Origin of the sequence: uncultured Kordia sp., from assembly GCF_947489565.1 — a bacterium.
Classification (GTDB): Bacteria; Bacteroidota; Bacteroidia; order Flavobacteriales; family Flavobacteriaceae; genus Kordia.
Map to the genome: position 1 here is coordinate 1 of NZ_CANLEA010000011.1, position 18,208 is coordinate 18,208.

The window sequence follows — 18,208 nt, forward strand, 5'->3', positions numbered from 1 at the left end:
TGTAAATGTTATATGTTGAAGTTTAAATTAATTCTTACTCTTTGGTGATTACTCTTGCTATTTTTTAACCACGAATTCACGAATTTTTTATTGTAAATGTTATATGTTGAAGTTTAAATTAATTCTTACTCTTTGGTGATTACTCTTGCTATTTTTTAACCACGAATTTTTTATTGTTAATGTTATATGTTGAAGTTTAAATTGTTCTCACTCTTTGGTGATTACTCTTACTTCTTTTTCAACCACGAATGCACGAATTCTTTATTGTAAATGCTAAATTTTAAATAGTTTTGCTCATTCTGGTGTGATTTGTCATTACGAAAAAGTATGACGAAATACTTGTACTGAGCACAGCCGAAGCAATCTGCTAAAATCATATACAAAACAGTATTTAAACCAACAGATTGCCACAAATTTCTATGAAATTCTGGCAATGACTTTTCAAACTCAAAGCGTCAGATCGAGTGATTTTCTGTTACATTGAGCGCAGTTGAAATGACAGAAAATTGTATCGAGATCTACTACGAAATCATTGTATTCTTTTAAAAAGAGAATGTCGTTAGAAAATATCTTGACTCATGACTCTAGAAATCTAAAAAGCCAAAAAAAAACATATCTAAAGCCTCTTTCCTTTCACCGAAACATATTCGCATTTCGGCACAACTCGTCTATTTTTCACGTACGTAAAATGCACATTTGTACTATAATTAAAAAACTTAATATCATGAAGTTAGCAATCGTAACCGCATATCCACCAAGTAAAGTAACGTTGAACGAATACGCATATCACTTAGTGAAAAGTTTTCGTCAAAAAGAAAGCATTACGGAAATCGTATTGCTAACTGATGCAACTCCCGAAGCAAAGGATTTGAATTTCTCAGAAGTTGGCTGCAAAGTCACTGTAAAAGAATGCTGGAAGTTTAATAGTTATAAGAATCTCTTTTCAGTCACCAAAGCTATCAATCAAACAAAACCAGATGCAGTTTTATTCAACTTGCAGTTCATGAAATTTGGCGATAAAAAAGTAGCGGCGGCTTTAGGTTTGATGCTTCCGCTGGTTTGCAAACTCAAAGGAATTCCAAACATTGTATTACTACACAATATTTTGGAAGAAGTAGATTTGAAAAGCGCAGGTTTTACTTCAAATAAAATTTTACAAAAAATATATAATTTCATCGGTACTAGCTTGACAAAGTTGATTTTGAAAGCAGATAAAGTAGCCGTGACAATGCAAAAATATGTCAACGTATTAGAGAAAAAATATTTAGCCGATAATATAACGATGATTCCACACGGAACCTTTGAAATTGCAGAGAAACCGTCTTTTGAATTGCCTAATGGACCTCTTAAAGTAATGGCTTTTGGAAAGTTTGGAACATATAAAAAAGTAGAGTCTATGATTGAAGCCGTGGAAAAGGTTCGCAAATCTTCTGGACTCGATTTAGAAATCGTTATTGCAGGAACAGACAACCCAAATGTACCAGGTTACTTAGCAAACGCACAGGAACAATACAAACATGTTCCGCAATTGACATTTACAGGTTACGTAGCAGAAGAAGACGTAGCAACTATATTCAACGAAAGTGCTGTTGTGGTATTTCCATATACGGCAACCACTGGAAGTTCGGGCGTGCTGCACCAAGCTGGAAGTTACGGAAAAGCAGTTGTGATGCCAGATTTGGGCGATTTAGCTTTGCTTGTAAAAGATGAAGGATATAGAGGTGAATTCTTTGAACCTACGAGTGTAGATAGCTTGGCCAATGCCATTGAAGCTATTGTAACAAATGATGCTTACAGAATTTCACTTGGAAATACCAATTACAAAGCTGCTACTGCATTTCCTATGGAACGTATTACAGATATGTATTTGGAACAGTTTGAAACGATCATGGTAAAGAAAAATGAGGATGTATTTGAATCAGCTACACTGTTAGATCAATAATGTTGATGGTTTTACAGCACGAGTTGGAAACTCGCACTAACTATGGTAGTTCTCGATACATTTTTACTCGCTTCGCTATATAAAAACACTCGAACAGACGTTGGATGTTTCAAATTCAATTTCGAGTTCAGTTTCAGTTTCACAAACCGTCAGATCGAGTGAAATTTCAGTATGAAATTTTGTATCGAGATCTGCTTTTGAAATTCAAATTAAAAACCCCTACTTCAAACTAATTTTTAAATTCATTTCCTTTTTCATTAATAACAACACTTCCGCATTTCCCATAGCATCGTCAACTGGATTGTGTGTATGCACAGTTTTACGCAAGTGTTTCCATTTGGCAAATGTATCTTTTTCCAATCCGCAATACAGATCGGAGAGTCTTCTGGAAGAATAACCAAACGGATTTTCTCCAATAAAATGATGAAAGTACCAGCAAATAAACATCCAATCGAAACCATTGTTATCACTAATAAAAATGGGTCTTCCTTTAGAGTTTTCCTGAATCCATGTTTTAAAATCGGTCATGACTTTCGTCGGATCGTCAAATTCTAAAGTTGCTTCACGTGAAAACCCTGAAATTGCCAAAGCTTCTGGATTGAATTGCTCAGAAATTGGTTTTAGTTTACCATAAAACGTTCTGTCGAGTTTCTCATCCACCAAAACGGCTCCAAAACATATCATAGAATAATCGCCTGGAATAGGTCCATCAGATTCTATGTCAACCATTATATAACTCATGTTTTCTTCTTTTTGTGAAAAGGCAAGATAGGTATTTTAGATGGTTAGACGCGCTTTGCTTTTGGAATGTTAGACTCACTTCGTTGTTAGATCGCTGATGCTCTTAAATTTTTGAATGTGCTTTTCTTTTGGAGTTTTCTTCATTGTCATACTTCCTCTTAAGGATATTTCAAAGAAATCTAAAAATCTAACGATCTAAAAGTGTAGCATGTCTAAGTCAGTCTACAAAATCTTCTCAATCACAAACGACTGATTTCTAAAACTCACCTCATCTCCTACTTTTTTCCCAAGCAATAGTTTTCCAATTGGCGTATTGGTAGCAATAGCATAGAATTTTTCAGTATTTGCAGTGATTTCACCAACACTTACCGAAACAAAATAATTGGCTTGTGATGTATACACAACGCTTCCCAAACAACCTTGAGAAACCTCAGCTGTTGAATTTACTTTGAAGAGAGTTTGCTTTACTTTTTGAATTTCCGCAAGTTGATTTCCTAGTTTTTCACGTTCTAGCTGCAACATAGCGCGACCTGTTTCATGCTTATCGCCTGCCGTACTTTTGGTTTCTGATAACATGGCTTCCTGAATGCCCGAAAAGCGTTCTTGAATATTTGCCTGTCGTTCGTTTACGAGTTCCAAACACGCATTGTATAATGTTTCCTTTACACTCATACTAAATCTGCTAATTCTTTTCCTACCAAACTTCCGATGGCAACGCCCATTCCGCCTAAGCGAACGCCACAATACACATGATTTGATAAGGGTTTTACAATGGCTTTTTTCTGTGAACCAACGCCCATAATTCCACTCCAACGATGTGCAATTTCAAAGGCTGTGTTTGGTAAAATAGTTGTTTTTAAGAGTCCTTCTAGTTTTTGCTGAATCAATTCGGTTTGCGCAAATTCAGTAGTTTCTTCTCCTTGAAAATCAAGATTTCGTCCACCGCCAAATAGAATGCGATTGTCAATATTTCTGAAGTAATAATATCCTTTATCTAAATGAAATGTTCCTTTGATGTGCAAATTCGGAATTGGCTCCGTGATTATAACTTGTGCGCGTGCAGGCTTTACTTTTTCCTCCAATAATTGAGATGCAAAACCATTCGTAGCAATGAGTAATTTTTTGGTGTAAAAATCAAAATGATTGGTGTGTACCTGTACTGCATTTCCAGTTTCCGAGAAAGCATCAACCGAAACGGAATTTAAAATCTGAATGTTGTTTGATCGAATTTTTTCCAATAAAGCATACATCATTTTCCCTGTATCAATTTGTCCTTCAAACTGATTAAAAATATAGTTTGATTGAATCTGTTGAAACTGAAACGTATTGGCAACTTCGCTAAATACATTTCCATCAAACACCGAAAATAACAACTGATTAATCTGATCTTTTTTGGTCAAACACGTTTCATACAATTCTGCATCGTTTTCCGTAAACAATTCATATCCGCCCAAAGCTTGATAGTCAATCGTTGTATCGCCTAAGGTTTCACGAAGCAATTGCAAGCCGTTACAGCGTCTTTTGACAAGGTTGATCACTTCTTCTTCAGAATGTGAATTGAGATCGTCTAAGATCTCCGAGAGACTTCCAAAACAGGCAAATCCTGCATTTTTTGTACTTGCGCCTTGTGGTAAGATTCCTTTTTCCAACACCACAATTTTAGCTGTCGGATGTTGCTTTCGAAGTTGCAAGGCACAGTTTAAACCCACAATGCCGCTTCCCACAATAGTGAAATCGACATTTGTAAACCACGATGTATATTCCCAATAGCTTAAATTCATGGATGCTCAAGTATTTTGCGCTTCAATATAACCAAAGCAATGCAATTGTTTTAATTCAGAATTGAAAAATCGTCCTAAGATTGTATTTTTGTGTGGATAGAAAACCAAAACGCATGAATGTATTTACGTTGCCCGATTATTTGACTGCTGAAACGAAACATCCGATTCAGTTGTTTAATTATGAATCGACAACGTCAAATTTTAATAATAAGATCGATTTGACCAAAAATGCCTTTAGCTTTCTGCAAGAAGGTTTTAAAACCATTTCTACAAGTCGTGAACCAATTTCTATTGAAAATGATGCGTTTTTAATTATGAAATCTGGCCATTGCTTAATGACGGAGAATTTGTCTGAAACTCGTAATTTTTATAGAAGTGTTTTGTTATTTTTTTCGGATGAAGCACTGTTTCAGTTCATTGAGAAACATCAAATCACCAATAAACATGTTCCTGCTACAACTGCTGCAAAAGCTTGTGATTATGACGATTTTATAAGATCATTTGTAAAAAGCTTAGAAGATATATATGAACTTCCGCTGAACGTGCAACAGCAACTTTTGCAGGTAAAACTAGAAGAAATTCTACTGTATTTAGTCGCGACCAAAGGTGCAGATTTTTTATCCTTTTTGGTAGCTGCGAAAGACGATCAAACGAGTCATTTTATCAATGTAGTTGAAAGTAACACCTTGAATAAATTGACTTTGAAAGAACTTGCTTTCCTAGCTAATATGAGTGTTTCTAGCTTTAAACGAGAATTTGAAAAGCATTTTCAGGAATCGCCTATAAAATGGTTTCAACAGCAACGTTTGGAACACGCTGCTTTTTTATTGAAGAACCAAGCAAAACGACCTTCCGATATTTTTGAAACCATTGGGTATGAAAATTTATCCAACTTCGTACACGCCTTTAAAACCAAATTTGGCGTAACTCCAAAACAGTATCAATTGCAAGATTGAGCTTTTAGCACTACTTTTTGAACTGACTAATTTTCAGTAAAACCTTCCGTTGCGATAGTTTTGTAATCTAATTATGAAACATCTCAATTATGAAAAGAACAACTGCTTTTTTATTGCTATTCGTATTGATAGCAACGACAGCTTTCGGACAAAATACATTTACATTAACGAGTAAAGATTTGGGCGGACAAGCTACAAAAACACAAGAATTTAGCGGTTTTGGTTGTACAGGAAGCAACGAATCGCCACAGTTATCATGGGCAAATGCGCCAGAAGGCACTAAAAGTTTTGCCATTACCATGTACGATCCAGATGCGCCAACAGGCAGCGGATGGTGGCATTGGCTCGTATTTGATATTCCGGCAAATGTGAACGAATTGGTCACCAATGCTGGAAACGTTTCTTTGAATCTTTCCCCAAAAGGAAGCATTCAAAGTATTACCGATTATGGAAGTGCTGGTTACGGTGGTCCGTGTCCGCCAGAAGGTCACGGATTGCATCAATATATTATTACGGTGTATGCTTTAAAAACAGATTCGTTAGGATTGACAAAAGATACCAACGCTGCTATTGTAGGATATTATCTTTCAAACAATACATTGGCAAAAGCAAGTATTGTGGCGTATTATCAGCGTGAGAAGAAGTAGGTTTTTATACCATCAAATTGTAACACAAATGTCAAATTGAGCGCAGTCGAGATTCAAAAGAAAAATAAAAAAGTTCTTTTTGAATCTCGACTGCGCTTTGAAGTGCTAATTTACACTTGTTGTTTTTAGAACGTTTATCGCAAGTTGGTGATGCTTGTTACTTTTTTGGTTTTTTTATCGATGGCAACCATTAGGTTTGACCAAGTCCAGTATTCGTTATATTCTGAAAATGAATCTTTTGCTCTTGGTGCATTGAATTCGTCTTCAAGCATTTTTTGAGTCATTCCTATCATTATTTTCCTTTTAAAAATAGACTCGCCAAACTTTTTACCATACTTCGCAATTAATGCTTGTTTCCTTTTTTGCGTATTTTGATCTTCTTGTTCTTTGGTCAAGAAATTATCTCCAAAAAGGTAGTATACATTGATATTTGGAAAGAATTTTTTTCTGTTTTCACTTGACATTTTGTAAAAGAACTCCTTTATTCTTCTATTTTGTTGGTATTCTACAAGCCAAACAGAAGCCAATTTTTCATTTGCTGATTTAATGCGATAATCATTAGAGGCACTAGAATATTGGTGTACTTTTCTTGGTTTGTTGTAGTTGAACTTCATTGTTTGTATTTCTTCTTTTAGTTGATACAACTCTTGTTCTGAAAATGGCAAACTATTTACATCCATCGTAGTGAGCTTTTTATATAGTTTATGAAATTCAAGTTGTGAATAAAAACTATATATAATTTGCCTTTTCATGCTATTGATATATTTTGGATTGATGTTTTTTTCTTCTTTGTACTTCTCTAATCTTGCCAAAGCATCTTTGTAAGCAACTTCTGCTTTTTCAAAATCTCCTGTCCACATAAAGTGAAATGGTTTTGTTAAATAACAATAGGCTACACTACTTGTAGGTCTGTCTGGATAATCTGTATTCGCATAACTATTATTGGCTAATGTTATAATGATATCATACATATCATCCGTAAAGTTTTTATCTAATGCATAGGTTACAAGATTTTGTGCCCAGTTAGAAAACCAATAACTTCTGGTTGGAAAATCTCTATCTTTTATATAGTTTAAGGCATCTGCATACTTTTCCTTTTTAATAAGTTTATTGTATTTATTATCCTTGATTGTTTGTGCTTGTACACTTGTAAACACAAATGAGGTAAGCATTACTACTAGCAATAGTTTAAATTTCATTTTTGTATGTATTAAGGTTTATAGGTAATATTTTATTTCTGTGGATAAATGTAATTTTTTGCAATTCGAAATGCTAAAGGAGTTGGTCTGTATTTATAAATACCGAACTATTGTTGCCAGAAAGCAAGGATTTTAGTCTATTACCAACGAGAGAAGAAATAGATTCGTTTGATTCGTCATTACGAGGAAGAATTGACGAAGTAATCTATTTCTTATTGAACTAAAATATTATTAGAGACAGATTGCTTCACTACGTTCGCAATGACGTATAAACTAAAAAAAGCTCCTTGTAAGGAGCTTTTTTAATATATCTAAGATTGACTGAAAATTATTCCGTTTCTGGTTCCATTTCAAAGTCTTCCATGAATTTTGTCGTGTAGTTTCCAGCAACATAATCAGGATGATCCATCAATTGTCTGTGGAAAGGAATGGTTGTTTTAATTCCTTCAATTACGAACTCATCTAAAGCACGTTTCATCTTGTTAATAGCTTCTTCACGTGTTTGCGCGGTTGTAATCAACTTTGCAATCATAGAATCGTAGTTTGGTGGAATTGAGTATCCAGCATATACATGCGTATCTAAACGAACTCCATGTCCGCCTGGCGCGTGTAATACTGTAATTCTTCCTGGAGAAGGTCTGAAATTATTATACGGATCTTCTGCATTAATTCTACATTCAATAGAGTGTAAGTTTGGTGTATAGTTTTTACCAGAAATTGGCACACCAGCTGCTACTAATATTTGCTCACGAATCAAATCGAAATCAATTACTTGTTCGGTAATTGGATGTTCTACCTGAATACGTGTATTCATTTCCATAAAGTAGAAGTTTCTGTGTTTATCTACTAAGAATTCTACCGTTCCAGCTCCTTCATAGTTGATAAATTCTGCAGCTTTTACCGCAGCTTCTCCCATACGTGTACGTAAATCGTCCGTCATAAATGGAGAAGGTACTTCTTCTGTTAATTTTTGGTGACGACGTTGTACAGAACAATCACGCTCAGACAGGTGACATGCTTTTCCTGAAGAATCTCCAACCACCTGAATTTCGATGTGTCTTGGTTCTTCAATCAACTTTTCCATGTACATATCGTCATTTCCAAAAGCAGCTTTCGATTCTTGTCGAGCAGAATCCCATGCTGGTTTTAAATCTTCTGGTTTCCAAACGGCGCGCATTCCTTTTCCACCACCACCAGCAGTTGCTTTCAGCATTACAGGATATCCTGTTTCTACAGCTAGTTTTTCACATTCTTCAAAACTTTCAATGATTCCTTCACTTCCTGGAACACAAGGAACACCTGCCGCTTTCATCGTAGCTTTTGCAGAGGCTTTATCTCCCATTTTATCAATCATTTCGGCAGAAGCTCCAATGAATTTGATATCGTGTTCTTCACATATTTTTGAGAATTTGGCGTTTTCAGATAAGAAACCGTATCCTGGGTGAATTGCATCTGCATTTGTAATTTCTGCGGCTGCAATAATGTTTGACATTTTTAAATATGATTCGCTACTTGGCGCTGGTCCAATACAAACAGCTTCGTCTGCGAAACGTACGTGTAGGCTATCAACATCTGCTTTTGAATATACAGCAACTGTTTTGATACCCATTTCTTTACAAGTTCTAATAACTCTAAGAGCTATTTCACCTCTATTGGCAACTAATATTTTTTTGAACATCTTTTGAAATTTTAAATGTTGAAATTAAAATTTGTAACTTTTTTAAGTGACACAAATGGTGCGTACTTCAAGTTCTATTTAAAATTTCTTAGGATGGATCTACCAAGAATAATGGTTGATCAAATTCTACAGGTGAAGCATCATCTACTAATACTTTCACTATTTTTCCTGAAACTTCTGATTCAATTTCATTGAAAAGTTTCATTGCTTCAATCACACACAATACGCCTCCTTCAGAAATACTGTCTCCAACCTCAACAAAGTTTGGTTTGTCTGGAGATGGTTTTCTGTAGAAAGTACCAATAATTGGTGATTTTATAGTAACATATTTTGAATCTTCGTTTGCTGCTGGTGCTGGTGCTTCAGTTGCTGCTGGTGTTGCAGGTTGTGCTGCTACAGGAACTGCTGCTTGTGCTGGTTGAGGAATTCCAGCCATTGGAATTTGTTGCACTACAGTTGTCATTTCGCCTTTAGTTTCTCCAGTTTTAATGGTAATCTTTACATCTTCCATTTCAAGTTTTACTTCACTTGCTCCAGATTTGGCTACGAATTTAATTAAGCTTTGAATTTCTTTTAAATCCATGAGATAGGTTTTAGTCGTTTCTAGTTAGAATTATATGCCCATTTTAGGTAAATAGCGCCCCATGTAAATCCGCCACCAAAAGCAGCAAAAATGAGGTTATCTCCTTTTTTGAGTTGTTTTTCATAGTCATGTAAACATAGAGGTAGCGTTCCAGAAGTTGTATTTCCATAACGCTGAATGTTCATCATAACTTTGCTTTCATCTACGCCCATACGCCTTGCAGTGGCATCAATGATACGTTTATTGGCTTGGTGTGGCACCAACCATTGTACGTCTTCATTCGTCAGATTGTTATCTTCCATTATTTTGGCACTTACGTCTGCCATGTTAGATACTGCGAATTTGAAAACAGTTTTCCCGTCTTGAAATACGGTATGTTGATTGTTTTTTATCGTTTCTTCAGAAGCTGGTAATATAGATCCACCAGCATCAATTTTAAGGTATTCACGTCCAATACCATCACTTCTTAGGTATTCGTCTTGCAATCCGAATCCTTCTTCATTGGGTTCAAAAAGTACCGCTCCTGCGCCATCTCCAAAAATGATACAAGTGGCTCTGTCTGTGTAATCAATAATTGAAGACATCTTATCAGATCCAATCAATAATACTTTCTTATAACGTCCAGATTGAATATAACTTGCTGCGGCAGACATTCCATATAAAAAACTTGAGCATGCTGCTTGCAAATCGAAGGCAAACGCGTTGGTTGCTCCAATTTTACTAGCAGTATATACCGCTGTAGAGGCTACAGGCATGTCTGGAGTAGCTGTTGCTACAATGACCATGTCTATCTCTTTTGGGTCTAAATTTCTCTTTGCAATGAGGTCTTGGGCAGCTTTAATTGCCATATATGAAGATCCCGCTCCTTCTTCTTTAAGAATTCTGCGTTCTTTAATACCTGTTCTAGTGGTGATCCACTCATCATTAGTATCAACCATTGTTTCGAGTATCTGGTTGGTTAATACATAATCAGGAACATATGCTCCTACAGCTGTTATTGCTGCTGTAATTTTGGTCATACCTTAACGTTGGTTTTTGTGATTTTTAATAAAAATTCATTAAAAATTAAACGAAATTACTAAAATTCTCTGATAATCTCGGCAAAATATGTCGTTTTTACATTTTTAACAAAAAAAACGCGCAAATAAAAAACTCTCACGAAAGTGAGAGCTTTTATGACTAAACATGTGTGTGTTATGCTAAGTTTTCTTCAGCAGTATTGTCAATCAATACTTTTCCTCTGTAATATAATTTTCCTTCGTGCCAGTGAGCTCTGTGATATAAGTGTGCTTCACCAGTAGTTGGGCACGTAGCGATTTGAGGAACAGTTGCTTTGTAATGAGTTCTTCTCTTATCTCTTCTTGTTTTCGAGATTTTTCTCTTAGGATGTGCCATTTTCTATGTTATTTATTATCCGTTAATAGTTTTTTTAATGTATTCCAACGAGGATCAATTTCCTCTTCAGTTTCTTTTTTTTCTGTACCAGGTTGTAGTTCTTCTAGCTTTTCGAGTATTTCAGACTTCAATGTTCCATCTTCAATACCAGGATGAATTCTTTTGGAAGGAACTGCCAACACAATCATTTCATATATATATTGTGCTACATTGATTTCATATTCTCCATGAGGAACGATTAAAATTTCTTCATTTTCATCGTTATATTCATGTCCAAATTTTACAATCAAGTTTAAATTCCCTTCTACAGGCTGCTCAAAAGGCTCATTCGTCACATCACAATTTACATTTACAGTACCTGAAGCGTTGAAAGTTAGCTCAAGCATTGTTGCTTTTTTGTGAAATTCTAATGTTGCATTTATTGCAGTTGCATTGAATTCATCAAATTCAAAAAGTTCAAAGAACGTATTATCAATTTGATAATCAAACTGGTGTTTTCCTTCTTTTAATCCTATAAAAGGAATCGTAAAGTCCTTTAGTACCATCATCTTAAACATCAGTTTCGAGCGTGCAAAGATATAAATTTTTCTTTACCCACATAAAGTTGTCAACATTTTTTTGTTTATATCTTACTTGGTTGCTTTTTTAGGGGATTTTCCGCGATCTCTTTGTATATGTTTCTGTTTCTAAAAATCTGTATTCCAGTGAATACTGCTTCTTTGAACGAGTTGTGATCTGCTTTGTTTTTTCCCGCAATTTCGTATGCAGTTCCATGATCGGGCGAAGTACGCACTTTGTTTAGTCCTGCTGTGAAATTTACACCTTGTCCAAACGATAAAGTTTTAAACGGAATCAGTCCTTGATCGTGATATGCTGCTAAGATGGCATCAAAGTTTTTATAATTGCTAGAGGCAAAGAAACTATCTGCCGCATACGGTCCAAAGACTAGCTTGCCTTCATTTTTAATTTTTTCCAGCGTCGGCTTTAATATTTCATCATCTTCTACACCAATGACACCATTGTCTCCAACATGCGGATTGATCCCTAAAACAGCAATTTTTGGCTTAGCAACTCCAAAATCCTGTTTTAAGGTATTATATATAATGTTTACTTTCTTTTCAATCAGTTCGGGCGTAATGGCTGCCGAAACATCTTTTACTGCTACATGATCTGTCAACAATCCCACACGAAGCGTATCGTTTACCATTAACATTAAGCTATCACCTTCTAAGGTTGCTCCCAAATAATCGGTATGACCCGGAAATGTAAACTCTTCCGATTGCACATTGTGTTTATTAATAGGTGCCGTTACCAAGACGTCTATCATTCCTTCTTTTAAAGCATTGGTAGCTTCCGTAAACGATTTTATCGCAAACTTCCCAACAGCTTCAGATGATTTTCCATATTCAATATTCACAGCTTCTTTGGTAATGTTTACAACATTAATTTTTCCGTGCTGTATCTTTTCTGCATTGGGAATACCATGCAAGTTCGTATGTATATTGAAATGCTTTTTTTGAAATGATAAAATTTTAGTAGATCCAAAAATAACAGGCGTACATAATTCTAACATCCTATTATCTTTGAAGGTCTTCAAAATTACCTCTGTTCCGATACCGTTTAAGTCACCAACCGAAATTCCTACTTTTATTTTTTCCTCTTTCTTCATTTACGTAATTCAGACTTTTATTTCTTAATTTTACATGCAAATTTAACGAAATTAATAGATGTTCACAGGGATTATTGAAGAATTAGGTGTGATTACGCATTTAGAGCGCGAAAAAGAAAACCTTCATATTACAGTTCAAAGCAGTTTAACAAGCGAATTAAAAATTGATCAAAGTGTAGCACACAATGGTGTTTGCTTGACGGTGGTTGATAGAAATCTTACAGAGAATACATATGTAGTTACTGCCATTCAAGAAACTTTAGATAAAACCAATCTTGGTCATTGGAAAGTAGGCGATCGTGTTAATTTAGAACGTGCAATGAAGTTAGGAGACCGTTTGGACGGACATATTGTACAAGGTCATGTAGATCAAATTGCGACATGTATATCTGTAAAAGAAAGTGACGGAAGTTGGTATTATACCTTTGAATATGATCCTTCTTTAAGCAATATTACTATTGAAAAAGGGTCGATTACAGTAAATGGTACAAGTTTGACAGTGGTAAATTCGGAAAGAAATTCTTTTTCGGTTGCTATTATTCCATATACATATAGCCATACAGTCTTTCAATATATGAAAGATGGCTCAATTGTAAATTTGGAATTTGATGTTATAGGGAAATACGTTGCAAGACTTCAGGGGCTGTCGAAGTAATTACTTTTTTACTTTTTTCCGAATACCATACAATAATCCAGCGGCTAATACGCCTACCAAACCAGCATCGATCGGGAATCCCGGTGGAGGCGGTGGTCCAGGTGGCGGAGGTACGATTTGGGCGTGTGTTGTTGTTAAAAAAGCTAGTGCTAGTATAACAAAACACAACAGGGTCTTTTGGTTTAATTTTGCCATAACGGTGTAAAAGTATAAAATTATAGGGTTTGACAAAATATTTTATGTTATATCATTGCAAATTTATCTATGAAACGACAAAAAAAGACGTCGAACTCAGATTTTTACTAGGTTTTTTTTGTCCAATTCCCACAAACAAACTACTCTTATGTTCTCCTAAATTACAATAAAAAAGTAGATTTACAGCATATACTTTCAAAAGGAATATGCGTTTTATAGCTTATCTTACTGAAACACATTCTGGTAGATTCTAAATTTTATTAAGTTTTTTTTAAGACTTAGAAAGTAAACTTATAGATAAATTTGCAGTCTAACCATCTAAATAACCTCTCCAGATGCGAAATATTATACTTTCGATTCTTGGGGCACTACTTATTGCCGGTGCCTTCTATTTCGGAAACATTATAGCCAATGGTAAACAGAAAAAAAGACCTGTTCCCAAAAAAGTAATCAAAACAGTATATACAAATACCGTTCAAAATGGCACGATTCCTATTGTTATTTCTGCCAACGGAAATCTTGTAGCTAAAAGACGTGTAGAGTTGTATGCAGAAGTACAAGGTATTTTTAAAACAAATAGAAAACTGTTTAAGCCAGGACAAAAGTATCGTCAAGGAGAAACATTGATTCGTATTGATGCTGCCGAATATTATGCCAATGTGCAGTCGTCAAAAAGTAATTTGTACAATTCAATTGCGGCGATTATGCCTGATTTACGATTGGATTTCCCAGATATCTATCCAAAATGGCAACAATATCTTTCTAATTTCGATCTAAATAAAACCACGCCGAAGTTGCCTGAAATGACTACAGAAAAGGAAAAGTACTTTATTACTGGACGTAGCATTGTCACTAATTATTATAATGTTAAAAACTTAGAGCAACGTTTATCTAAATATACCATTAGCGCACCATTTTCAGGAATTTTAACCGAAGCCTTGGTTACTGAAGGTTCTTTGATTAGAAACGGGCAAAAACTAGGTGCTTTTATCGATGATTCTGTCTACGAAATGGAAGTTGCATTAAGCAAACAATATGCGAGTCTGCTAAAAGTTGGCGAAAAAGTAGCATTGAATAATTTAGAGAATACCGAAAAATTCTCAGGAATTGTTTCCCGTGTCAACGGAAGTATTGATGCAACCACACAAACCATTACTGCTTATATCGAAGTAAAAGACGAGAAACTGAAAGAAGGGATGTATTTAGAAGCAAATCTAAATGCCAAAGAAGAGACCAATGCTATTGAAATAGATCGGAATTTAGTACTTGATGATAATCAACTATTTGTTGTAAGAGACAGTATACTAGACATGATAAAAGTAAATCCTGTGTATTTCTCGGATACAAAAGCAGTGGTAAAAAGTATTCCTAATGGAACCGTTATTTTATCAAAATCAGTGCCTGGTGCATACGCTGGTATGTTGGTAAAACCGCTCACTTCTCAAAATTCAAAAGATACTATAACACCTATTGCAGAACCTAAAAAAGTAAAGTAAGTCATGAGAAAAATAATTGCTTACTTTATAAAACATAGTGTTGCAGTAAATATCGTGATTGCTTTTTTTGCAGTCTTTGGAATTTATGGAGCGTATACGTTAAATTCTTCTTTTTTCCCGTTGGTCGATTCCAAAAATGTAACGATCAATGTTACGTATCCTGGAGCATCTCCACAAGAAATTGAAGAAGGAATTGTCCTAAAGATTGAAGACAATCTGAAAGGATTAAGCGGCGTAGAACGTGTAACCTCAACTTCTAATGAAAATAGCGGAGTTATCAATATTGAAATTGAAAAAGGAAGAGATATTGATTTTATGCTGTTGGAAATTAAAAATGCAGTCGATCGTGTGCCTTCATTTCCAACAGGTATGGAACCTTTGGTGGTTGCCAAACGAGAAGCGGTCCGTGAAACGATATCTTTTGCAGTCAGTGGTAAAGGAATTCCGTTAGTCACACTAAAACAAATAGGAAGACAAGTAGAAAACGATTTGCGCGGTATTGATGGTATTTCGCAAATTAATATTACAGGATATCCAGATGAAGAAATAGAAATTGCCATCAACGAAACTAACTTACTCGCCTACGATCTCTCGTTTACAGAAGTATCTAACGCCATTAATCAAGCGAGTCTAATTACGACTGGTGGAACGATAAAAACAAGCGCTGAAGAATATCTAATTCGCGCCAACGCTCGTTCGTATTATGCAGATGAATTGTCCAACTTAGTGGTAAAATCAGATGCATCTGGACGAATTATTCGCTTAAAAGATGTTGCCGAAGTACGCGACCAGTTTTCGGAAACACCGAATGCCAATTATTTTGATGGGAATCTTTCGATCAATATTAGCATTACAAGTACCAATACCGAAGATTTAATTTCTTCCGCAGAAAAAACCAAAGAATACATTGCTGAGTTCAATCAAAAATATGATAATGTTCAGTTGGATGTGGTAGGTGATCGATCAAAAACATTGGTACAACGAACCGAATTATTGACAGAAAATGCAGTGATAGGTATGATTCTCGTACTCATATTTTTATCTCTTTTCTTAAATACACGTTTGGCATTTTGGGTAGCTTTTGGATTGCCCGTTGCCTTCCTAGGAATGTTTATGTTGGCAGGCTATTTCAATGTCACCATTAATGTATTGTCACTTTTCGGGATGATTATCGTGATTGGAATTTTGGTTGATGATGGAATTGTCATTGCAGAAAATATCTATCAACAATATGAAAAAGGGAAATCGCCAGAAGAAGCCGCTATTGATGGCGTTATGGAAGTATTGCCCGCTATTATTTCTGCCATAGTCACCACTATTTTAGCCTTTAGTATTTTTCTGTTTTTAGATGGTCGAATAGGTGATTTTTTCGGAGAAGTATCTATCGTAGTGATGCTTACTTTAGTAGTTTCCTTAGTAGAAGCTTTGATTATATTACCAGCGCATTTAGCACATTCAAAAGCCTTGCGAGCACACAATAAAGAACCCAAAGGACTCTTGCCACGATTATTTTCAAAACTTCGCTACATCAATACATTCGGAGATGCTATTATGACTTGGCTTCGTGATAAAGTCTACAGTCCAGCTTTAAAATTTTCGTTAAAATATAAATTCTTAACCTTTGCTTTCTTCATTGTGTTTTTAATTTTAACGCAGGCAAGTTTTCAAGGCGGAATCATTAGAGGTGCATTTTTCCCAAGAATCGCTAGTGACCGAGTAACAATTACGCTCAACATGCCTAATGGAACCAATGAAAATGTTACGGATAGTATTATTTCTTTTATAGAAAGCAAAGCAAAAGAAGTTACCAAAGAAATTAATGACGAATATATTGGCAAAGACGATGAAAAATATTTAGTAGAAAACATCATTAAAAGAATTGGTCCTGGTTCTTCTACAGCCAGATTAGAAGTCAATTTATTACCTGGTGAAGAACGTCCTAATGTAATTACTTCCGATTTAGTTTCCAATCGAATAAAAGAAGCTGTAGGAGATGTTATTGGTACGGAAAGTTTGGTATATGGTAGTGGTGGAAATTTTGGTGGACTTCCTGTTTCGGTATCCTTATTAGGAAATAATATTGCTGAATTAAAAGCTGTAAAAACAGAGCTAAAAGAAGTTCTTAAAGGCAATGTATTATTAAAAGATGTTACAGATACTGATCCTGCCGGAATTAAAGAAGTGCGCTTACAGCTCAACGAAAGTGCATACGCTTTAGGCTTGAATTTACGAACGGTAATGACACAAGTACGATCGGCATTTTTTGGAGCACAAGCACAACGTTTTCAACGTGGACAAGATGAAATTAGAGTTTGGGTACGTTATGACAAGCCAAATCGATCTTCCATCAATAATTTAGACGACATGCGCATCATCACGCCAAGTGGACAACGTGTGCCTTTAAAAGAAATTGCGAGTTATAGTATTGCGCGTGGAGAAGTTGCCATCAATCACTTAGAAGGCCGTCGTGAAATTCAGGTTTCTGCAGATATCAAAGACACGAAAAAAACAAGTGCCACCGATATTATGGCAGAACTGAAAGACGAGATCATGCCTGAAATTTTATCTCGTTATCCAACCGTAACACCATCTTACGAAGGACAAAACAGAGAACGTAATAAATTGATGGATTCCTTAGGTCCAGTAGGTTTAACGGTGTTGCTCTTAATTTATATTGTCATCGCTTTTACCTTTAGAAGTTACAGTCAGCCATTATTACTATTGTTGCTAATTCCGTTGAGTTTGCCAGCTGTGGCTTGGGGACATTGGATGCACGATTTTTCAGTAAATATTTTATCCATGTTAGGAATTATTGCCCTGATTGGAATTATGGTAAACGACGGACTCGTATTGATTGGAAAATTCAATAATAATCTACGGGAAGGAATGTCGTTTGACGATGCTTTGTATGAAGCAGGTCGCGCACGTTTTAGAGCCATCTTCTTAACTTCTATTACAACGGTTGCTGGTTTGGCTCCTTTAATTTTGGAGGAAAGTAGACAAGCACAGTTTTTAATACCAATGGCAATTTCTATTGCCTACGGAATTGGCTTTGCAACCGTATTAACTTTAATTGTATTGCCTATTTTCTTATCCTTTAGCAATTATGTTAAGAAAATAGGAAAATGGTTGTATTACAATAGAGATGTCACAAAAGAAGAAGTAGAGCGTGTGGTACGAGAAAAACAGCATGAATCGCATCTCTTAGAAGAAAAGCAATTACAAGAATCCGCAAAATTAGAAACCTTTGAAGCTTTTAAAGATTAAAACG

General features: G+C 35.4%; 16 protein-coding genes. 6 read left to right on the plus strand and 10 right to left on the minus strand.

Going from position 1 to position 18,208, the window contains the following annotated elements; all coding sequences use genetic code 11:
* The first annotated feature begins 724 nt into the window (after positions 1 to 724).
* The gene (locus Q0845_RS15470; protein WP_298515000.1) at positions 725 to 1,942 is read left to right on the plus strand and encodes a glycosyltransferase; all 1,218 of its coding nucleotides are present in this window, start codon (positions 725 to 727) and stop codon (positions 1,940 to 1,942) included.
* 219 nt (positions 1,943 to 2,161) lie between these two features.
* Here Q0845_RS15470 and Q0845_RS15475 read toward each other — a convergent pair whose 3' ends face one another.
* The 3 genes from Q0845_RS15475 to Q0845_RS15485 all read right to left on the minus strand — a co-directional run bounded on the left by Q0845_RS15475 (position 2,162) and on the right by Q0845_RS15485 (position 4,464).
* Positions 2,162 to 2,683 (minus strand): 3'-5' exoribonuclease, encoded by a 522-nt coding sequence (locus tag Q0845_RS15475; protein ID WP_298515003.1) that lies wholly within the window; start codon positions 2,681 to 2,683, stop codon positions 2,162 to 2,164.
* A 222-nt stretch (positions 2,684 to 2,905) separates the two neighbouring features.
* Positions 2,906 to 3,355, minus strand: coding sequence for a 3-oxoacyl-ACP synthase (locus Q0845_RS15480; protein WP_298515005.1), 450 nt, complete (start codon positions 3,353 to 3,355; stop codon positions 2,906 to 2,908).
* Positions 3,352 to 4,464 carry an FAD-binding oxidoreductase gene (locus Q0845_RS15485; protein ID WP_298515007.1) on the minus strand — a complete coding sequence of 371 codons (1,113 nt, stop codon included), beginning with the start codon at positions 4,462 to 4,464 and terminating at the stop codon, positions 3,352 to 3,354. Before Q0845_RS15485 ends, Q0845_RS15480 begins: the two co-directional genes overlap by 4 nt.
* A gap of 113 nt (positions 4,465 to 4,577) precedes the next feature.
* Here Q0845_RS15485 and Q0845_RS15490 point away from each other — a divergent pair, with 113 nt between their 5' ends.
* Together Q0845_RS15490 and Q0845_RS15495 are read left to right on the plus strand one after the other, a co-directional pair.
* Complete coding sequence (locus tag Q0845_RS15490; protein ID WP_298515010.1) at positions 4,578 to 5,420, plus strand: helix-turn-helix transcriptional regulator; 843 nt, start codon at positions 4,578 to 4,580, stop codon at positions 5,418 to 5,420.
* 89 nt (positions 5,421 to 5,509) lie between these two features.
* Positions 5,510 to 6,067: a YbhB/YbcL family Raf kinase inhibitor-like protein gene (locus tag Q0845_RS15495; RefSeq protein WP_298515013.1), complete on the plus strand. Its 558-nt coding sequence runs from the start codon at positions 5,510 to 5,512 to the stop codon at positions 6,065 to 6,067.
* Between the two features lie 134 nt (positions 6,068 to 6,201).
* Here Q0845_RS15495 and Q0845_RS15500 read toward each other — a convergent pair whose 3' ends face one another.
* The 7 genes from Q0845_RS15500 to pdxA all read right to left on the minus strand — a co-directional run bounded on the left by Q0845_RS15500 (position 6,202) and on the right by pdxA (position 12,591).
* Positions 6,202 to 7,266: a hypothetical protein gene (locus Q0845_RS15500; protein ID WP_298515015.1), complete on the minus strand. Its 1,065-nt coding sequence runs from the start codon at positions 7,264 to 7,266 to the stop codon at positions 6,202 to 6,204.
* A 328-nt stretch (positions 7,267 to 7,594) separates the two neighbouring features.
* On the minus strand, positions 7,595 to 8,944 hold the full coding sequence (gene accC / locus Q0845_RS15505) for an acetyl-CoA carboxylase biotin carboxylase subunit (RefSeq protein ID WP_298515018.1): 1,350 nt from the start codon (positions 8,942 to 8,944) through the stop codon (positions 7,595 to 7,597).
* A gap of 88 nt (positions 8,945 to 9,032) precedes the next feature.
* Complete coding sequence (gene accB / locus Q0845_RS15510; RefSeq protein ID WP_298515020.1) at positions 9,033 to 9,527, minus strand: acetyl-CoA carboxylase biotin carboxyl carrier protein; 495 nt, start codon at positions 9,525 to 9,527, stop codon at positions 9,033 to 9,035.
* A gap of 20 nt (positions 9,528 to 9,547) precedes the next feature.
* Positions 9,548 to 10,546 carry a beta-ketoacyl-ACP synthase III gene (locus tag Q0845_RS15515; protein ID WP_298515022.1) on the minus strand — a complete coding sequence of 333 codons (999 nt, stop codon included), beginning with the start codon at positions 10,544 to 10,546 and terminating at the stop codon, positions 9,548 to 9,550.
* Between the two features lie 175 nt (positions 10,547 to 10,721).
* A complete protein-coding gene (gene rpmF, locus Q0845_RS15520; protein ID WP_298515024.1) occupies positions 10,722 to 10,922 on the minus strand; it encodes a 50S ribosomal protein L32 in 201 nt (66 codons plus the stop codon).
* Between the two features lie 8 nt (positions 10,923 to 10,930).
* Positions 10,931 to 11,470, minus strand: a complete 540-nt coding sequence (locus Q0845_RS15525; RefSeq protein ID WP_298515026.1) for a DUF177 domain-containing protein — start codon at positions 11,468 to 11,470, stop codon at positions 10,931 to 10,933.
* A 74-nt stretch (positions 11,471 to 11,544) separates the two neighbouring features.
* Entirely contained in the window at positions 11,545 to 12,591 is a 1,047-nt protein-coding gene (gene pdxA / locus Q0845_RS15530) for a 4-hydroxythreonine-4-phosphate dehydrogenase PdxA (protein ID WP_298515029.1), read from the minus strand.
* Positions 12,592 to 12,649: 58 nt separating this feature from the next.
* Here pdxA and Q0845_RS15535 point away from each other — a divergent pair, with 58 nt between their 5' ends.
* The 3 genes from Q0845_RS15535 to Q0845_RS15545 all read left to right on the plus strand — a co-directional run bounded on the left by Q0845_RS15535 (position 12,650) and on the right by Q0845_RS15545 (position 18,204).
* Complete coding sequence (locus Q0845_RS15535; RefSeq protein ID WP_298515031.1) at positions 12,650 to 13,246, plus strand: riboflavin synthase; 597 nt, start codon at positions 12,650 to 12,652, stop codon at positions 13,244 to 13,246.
* A 530-nt stretch (positions 13,247 to 13,776) separates the two neighbouring features.
* Positions 13,777 to 14,937 carry an HlyD family efflux transporter periplasmic adaptor subunit gene (locus Q0845_RS15540; protein WP_298515033.1) on the plus strand — a complete coding sequence of 387 codons (1,161 nt, stop codon included), beginning with the start codon at positions 13,777 to 13,779 and terminating at the stop codon, positions 14,935 to 14,937.
* 3 nt (positions 14,938 to 14,940) lie between these two features.
* Positions 14,941 to 18,204 (plus strand): efflux RND transporter permease subunit, encoded by a 3,264-nt coding sequence (locus Q0845_RS15545; protein ID WP_298515036.1) that lies wholly within the window; start codon positions 14,941 to 14,943, stop codon positions 18,202 to 18,204.
* The last annotated feature ends 4 nt before the right edge of the window (positions 18,205 to 18,208 follow it).

Excerpts from the sequence above, each read along its gene's own strand:
- rpmF (WP_298515024.1), bottom strand. The coding sequence starts at position 10,922 with ATGGCACATCCTAAGAGAAAAATCTCGAAAACAAGAAGAGATAAGAGA.
- Q0845_RS15500 (WP_298515015.1), bottom strand. The coding sequence starts at position 7,266 with ATGAAATTTAAACTATTGCTAGTAGTAATGCTTACCTCATTTGTGTTT.
- Q0845_RS15515 (WP_298515022.1), bottom strand. The coding sequence starts at position 10,546 with ATGACCAAAATTACAGCAGCAATAACAGCTGTAGGAGCATATGTTCCT.
- Q0845_RS15480 (WP_298515005.1), bottom strand. The coding sequence starts at position 3,355 with ATGAGTGTAAAGGAAACATTATACAATGCGTGTTTGGAACTCGTAAAC.
- Q0845_RS15540 (WP_298515033.1), top strand. The coding sequence starts at position 13,777 with ATGCGAAATATTATACTTTCGATTCTTGGGGCACTACTTATTGCCGGT.
- Q0845_RS15525 (WP_298515026.1), bottom strand. The coding sequence starts at position 11,470 with ATGATGGTACTAAAGGACTTTACGATTCCTTTTATAGGATTAAAAGAA.
- Q0845_RS15490 (WP_298515010.1), top strand. The coding sequence starts at position 4,578 with ATGAATGTATTTACGTTGCCCGATTATTTGACTGCTGAAACGAAACAT.
- Q0845_RS15470 (WP_298515000.1), top strand. The coding sequence starts at position 725 with ATGAAGTTAGCAATCGTAACCGCATATCCACCAAGTAAAGTAACGTTG.
- Q0845_RS15495 (WP_298515013.1), top strand. The coding sequence starts at position 5,510 with ATGAAAAGAACAACTGCTTTTTTATTGCTATTCGTATTGATAGCAACG.
- accB (WP_298515020.1), bottom strand. The coding sequence starts at position 9,527 with ATGGATTTAAAAGAAATTCAAAGCTTAATTAAATTCGTAGCCAAATCT.
- Q0845_RS15545 (WP_298515036.1), top strand. The coding sequence starts at position 14,941 with ATGAGAAAAATAATTGCTTACTTTATAAAACATAGTGTTGCAGTAAAT.
- Q0845_RS15475 (WP_298515003.1), bottom strand. The coding sequence starts at position 2,683 with ATGAGTTATATAATGGTTGACATAGAATCTGATGGACCTATTCCAGGC.
- accC (WP_298515018.1), bottom strand. The coding sequence starts at position 8,944 with ATGTTCAAAAAAATATTAGTTGCCAATAGAGGTGAAATAGCTCTTAGA.
- Q0845_RS15535 (WP_298515031.1), top strand. The coding sequence starts at position 12,650 with ATGTTCACAGGGATTATTGAAGAATTAGGTGTGATTACGCATTTAGAG.
- pdxA (WP_298515029.1), bottom strand. The coding sequence starts at position 12,591 with ATGAAGAAAGAGGAAAAAATAAAAGTAGGAATTTCGGTTGGTGACTTA.
- Q0845_RS15485 (WP_298515007.1), bottom strand. The coding sequence starts at position 4,464 with ATGAATTTAAGCTATTGGGAATATACATCGTGGTTTACAAATGTCGAT.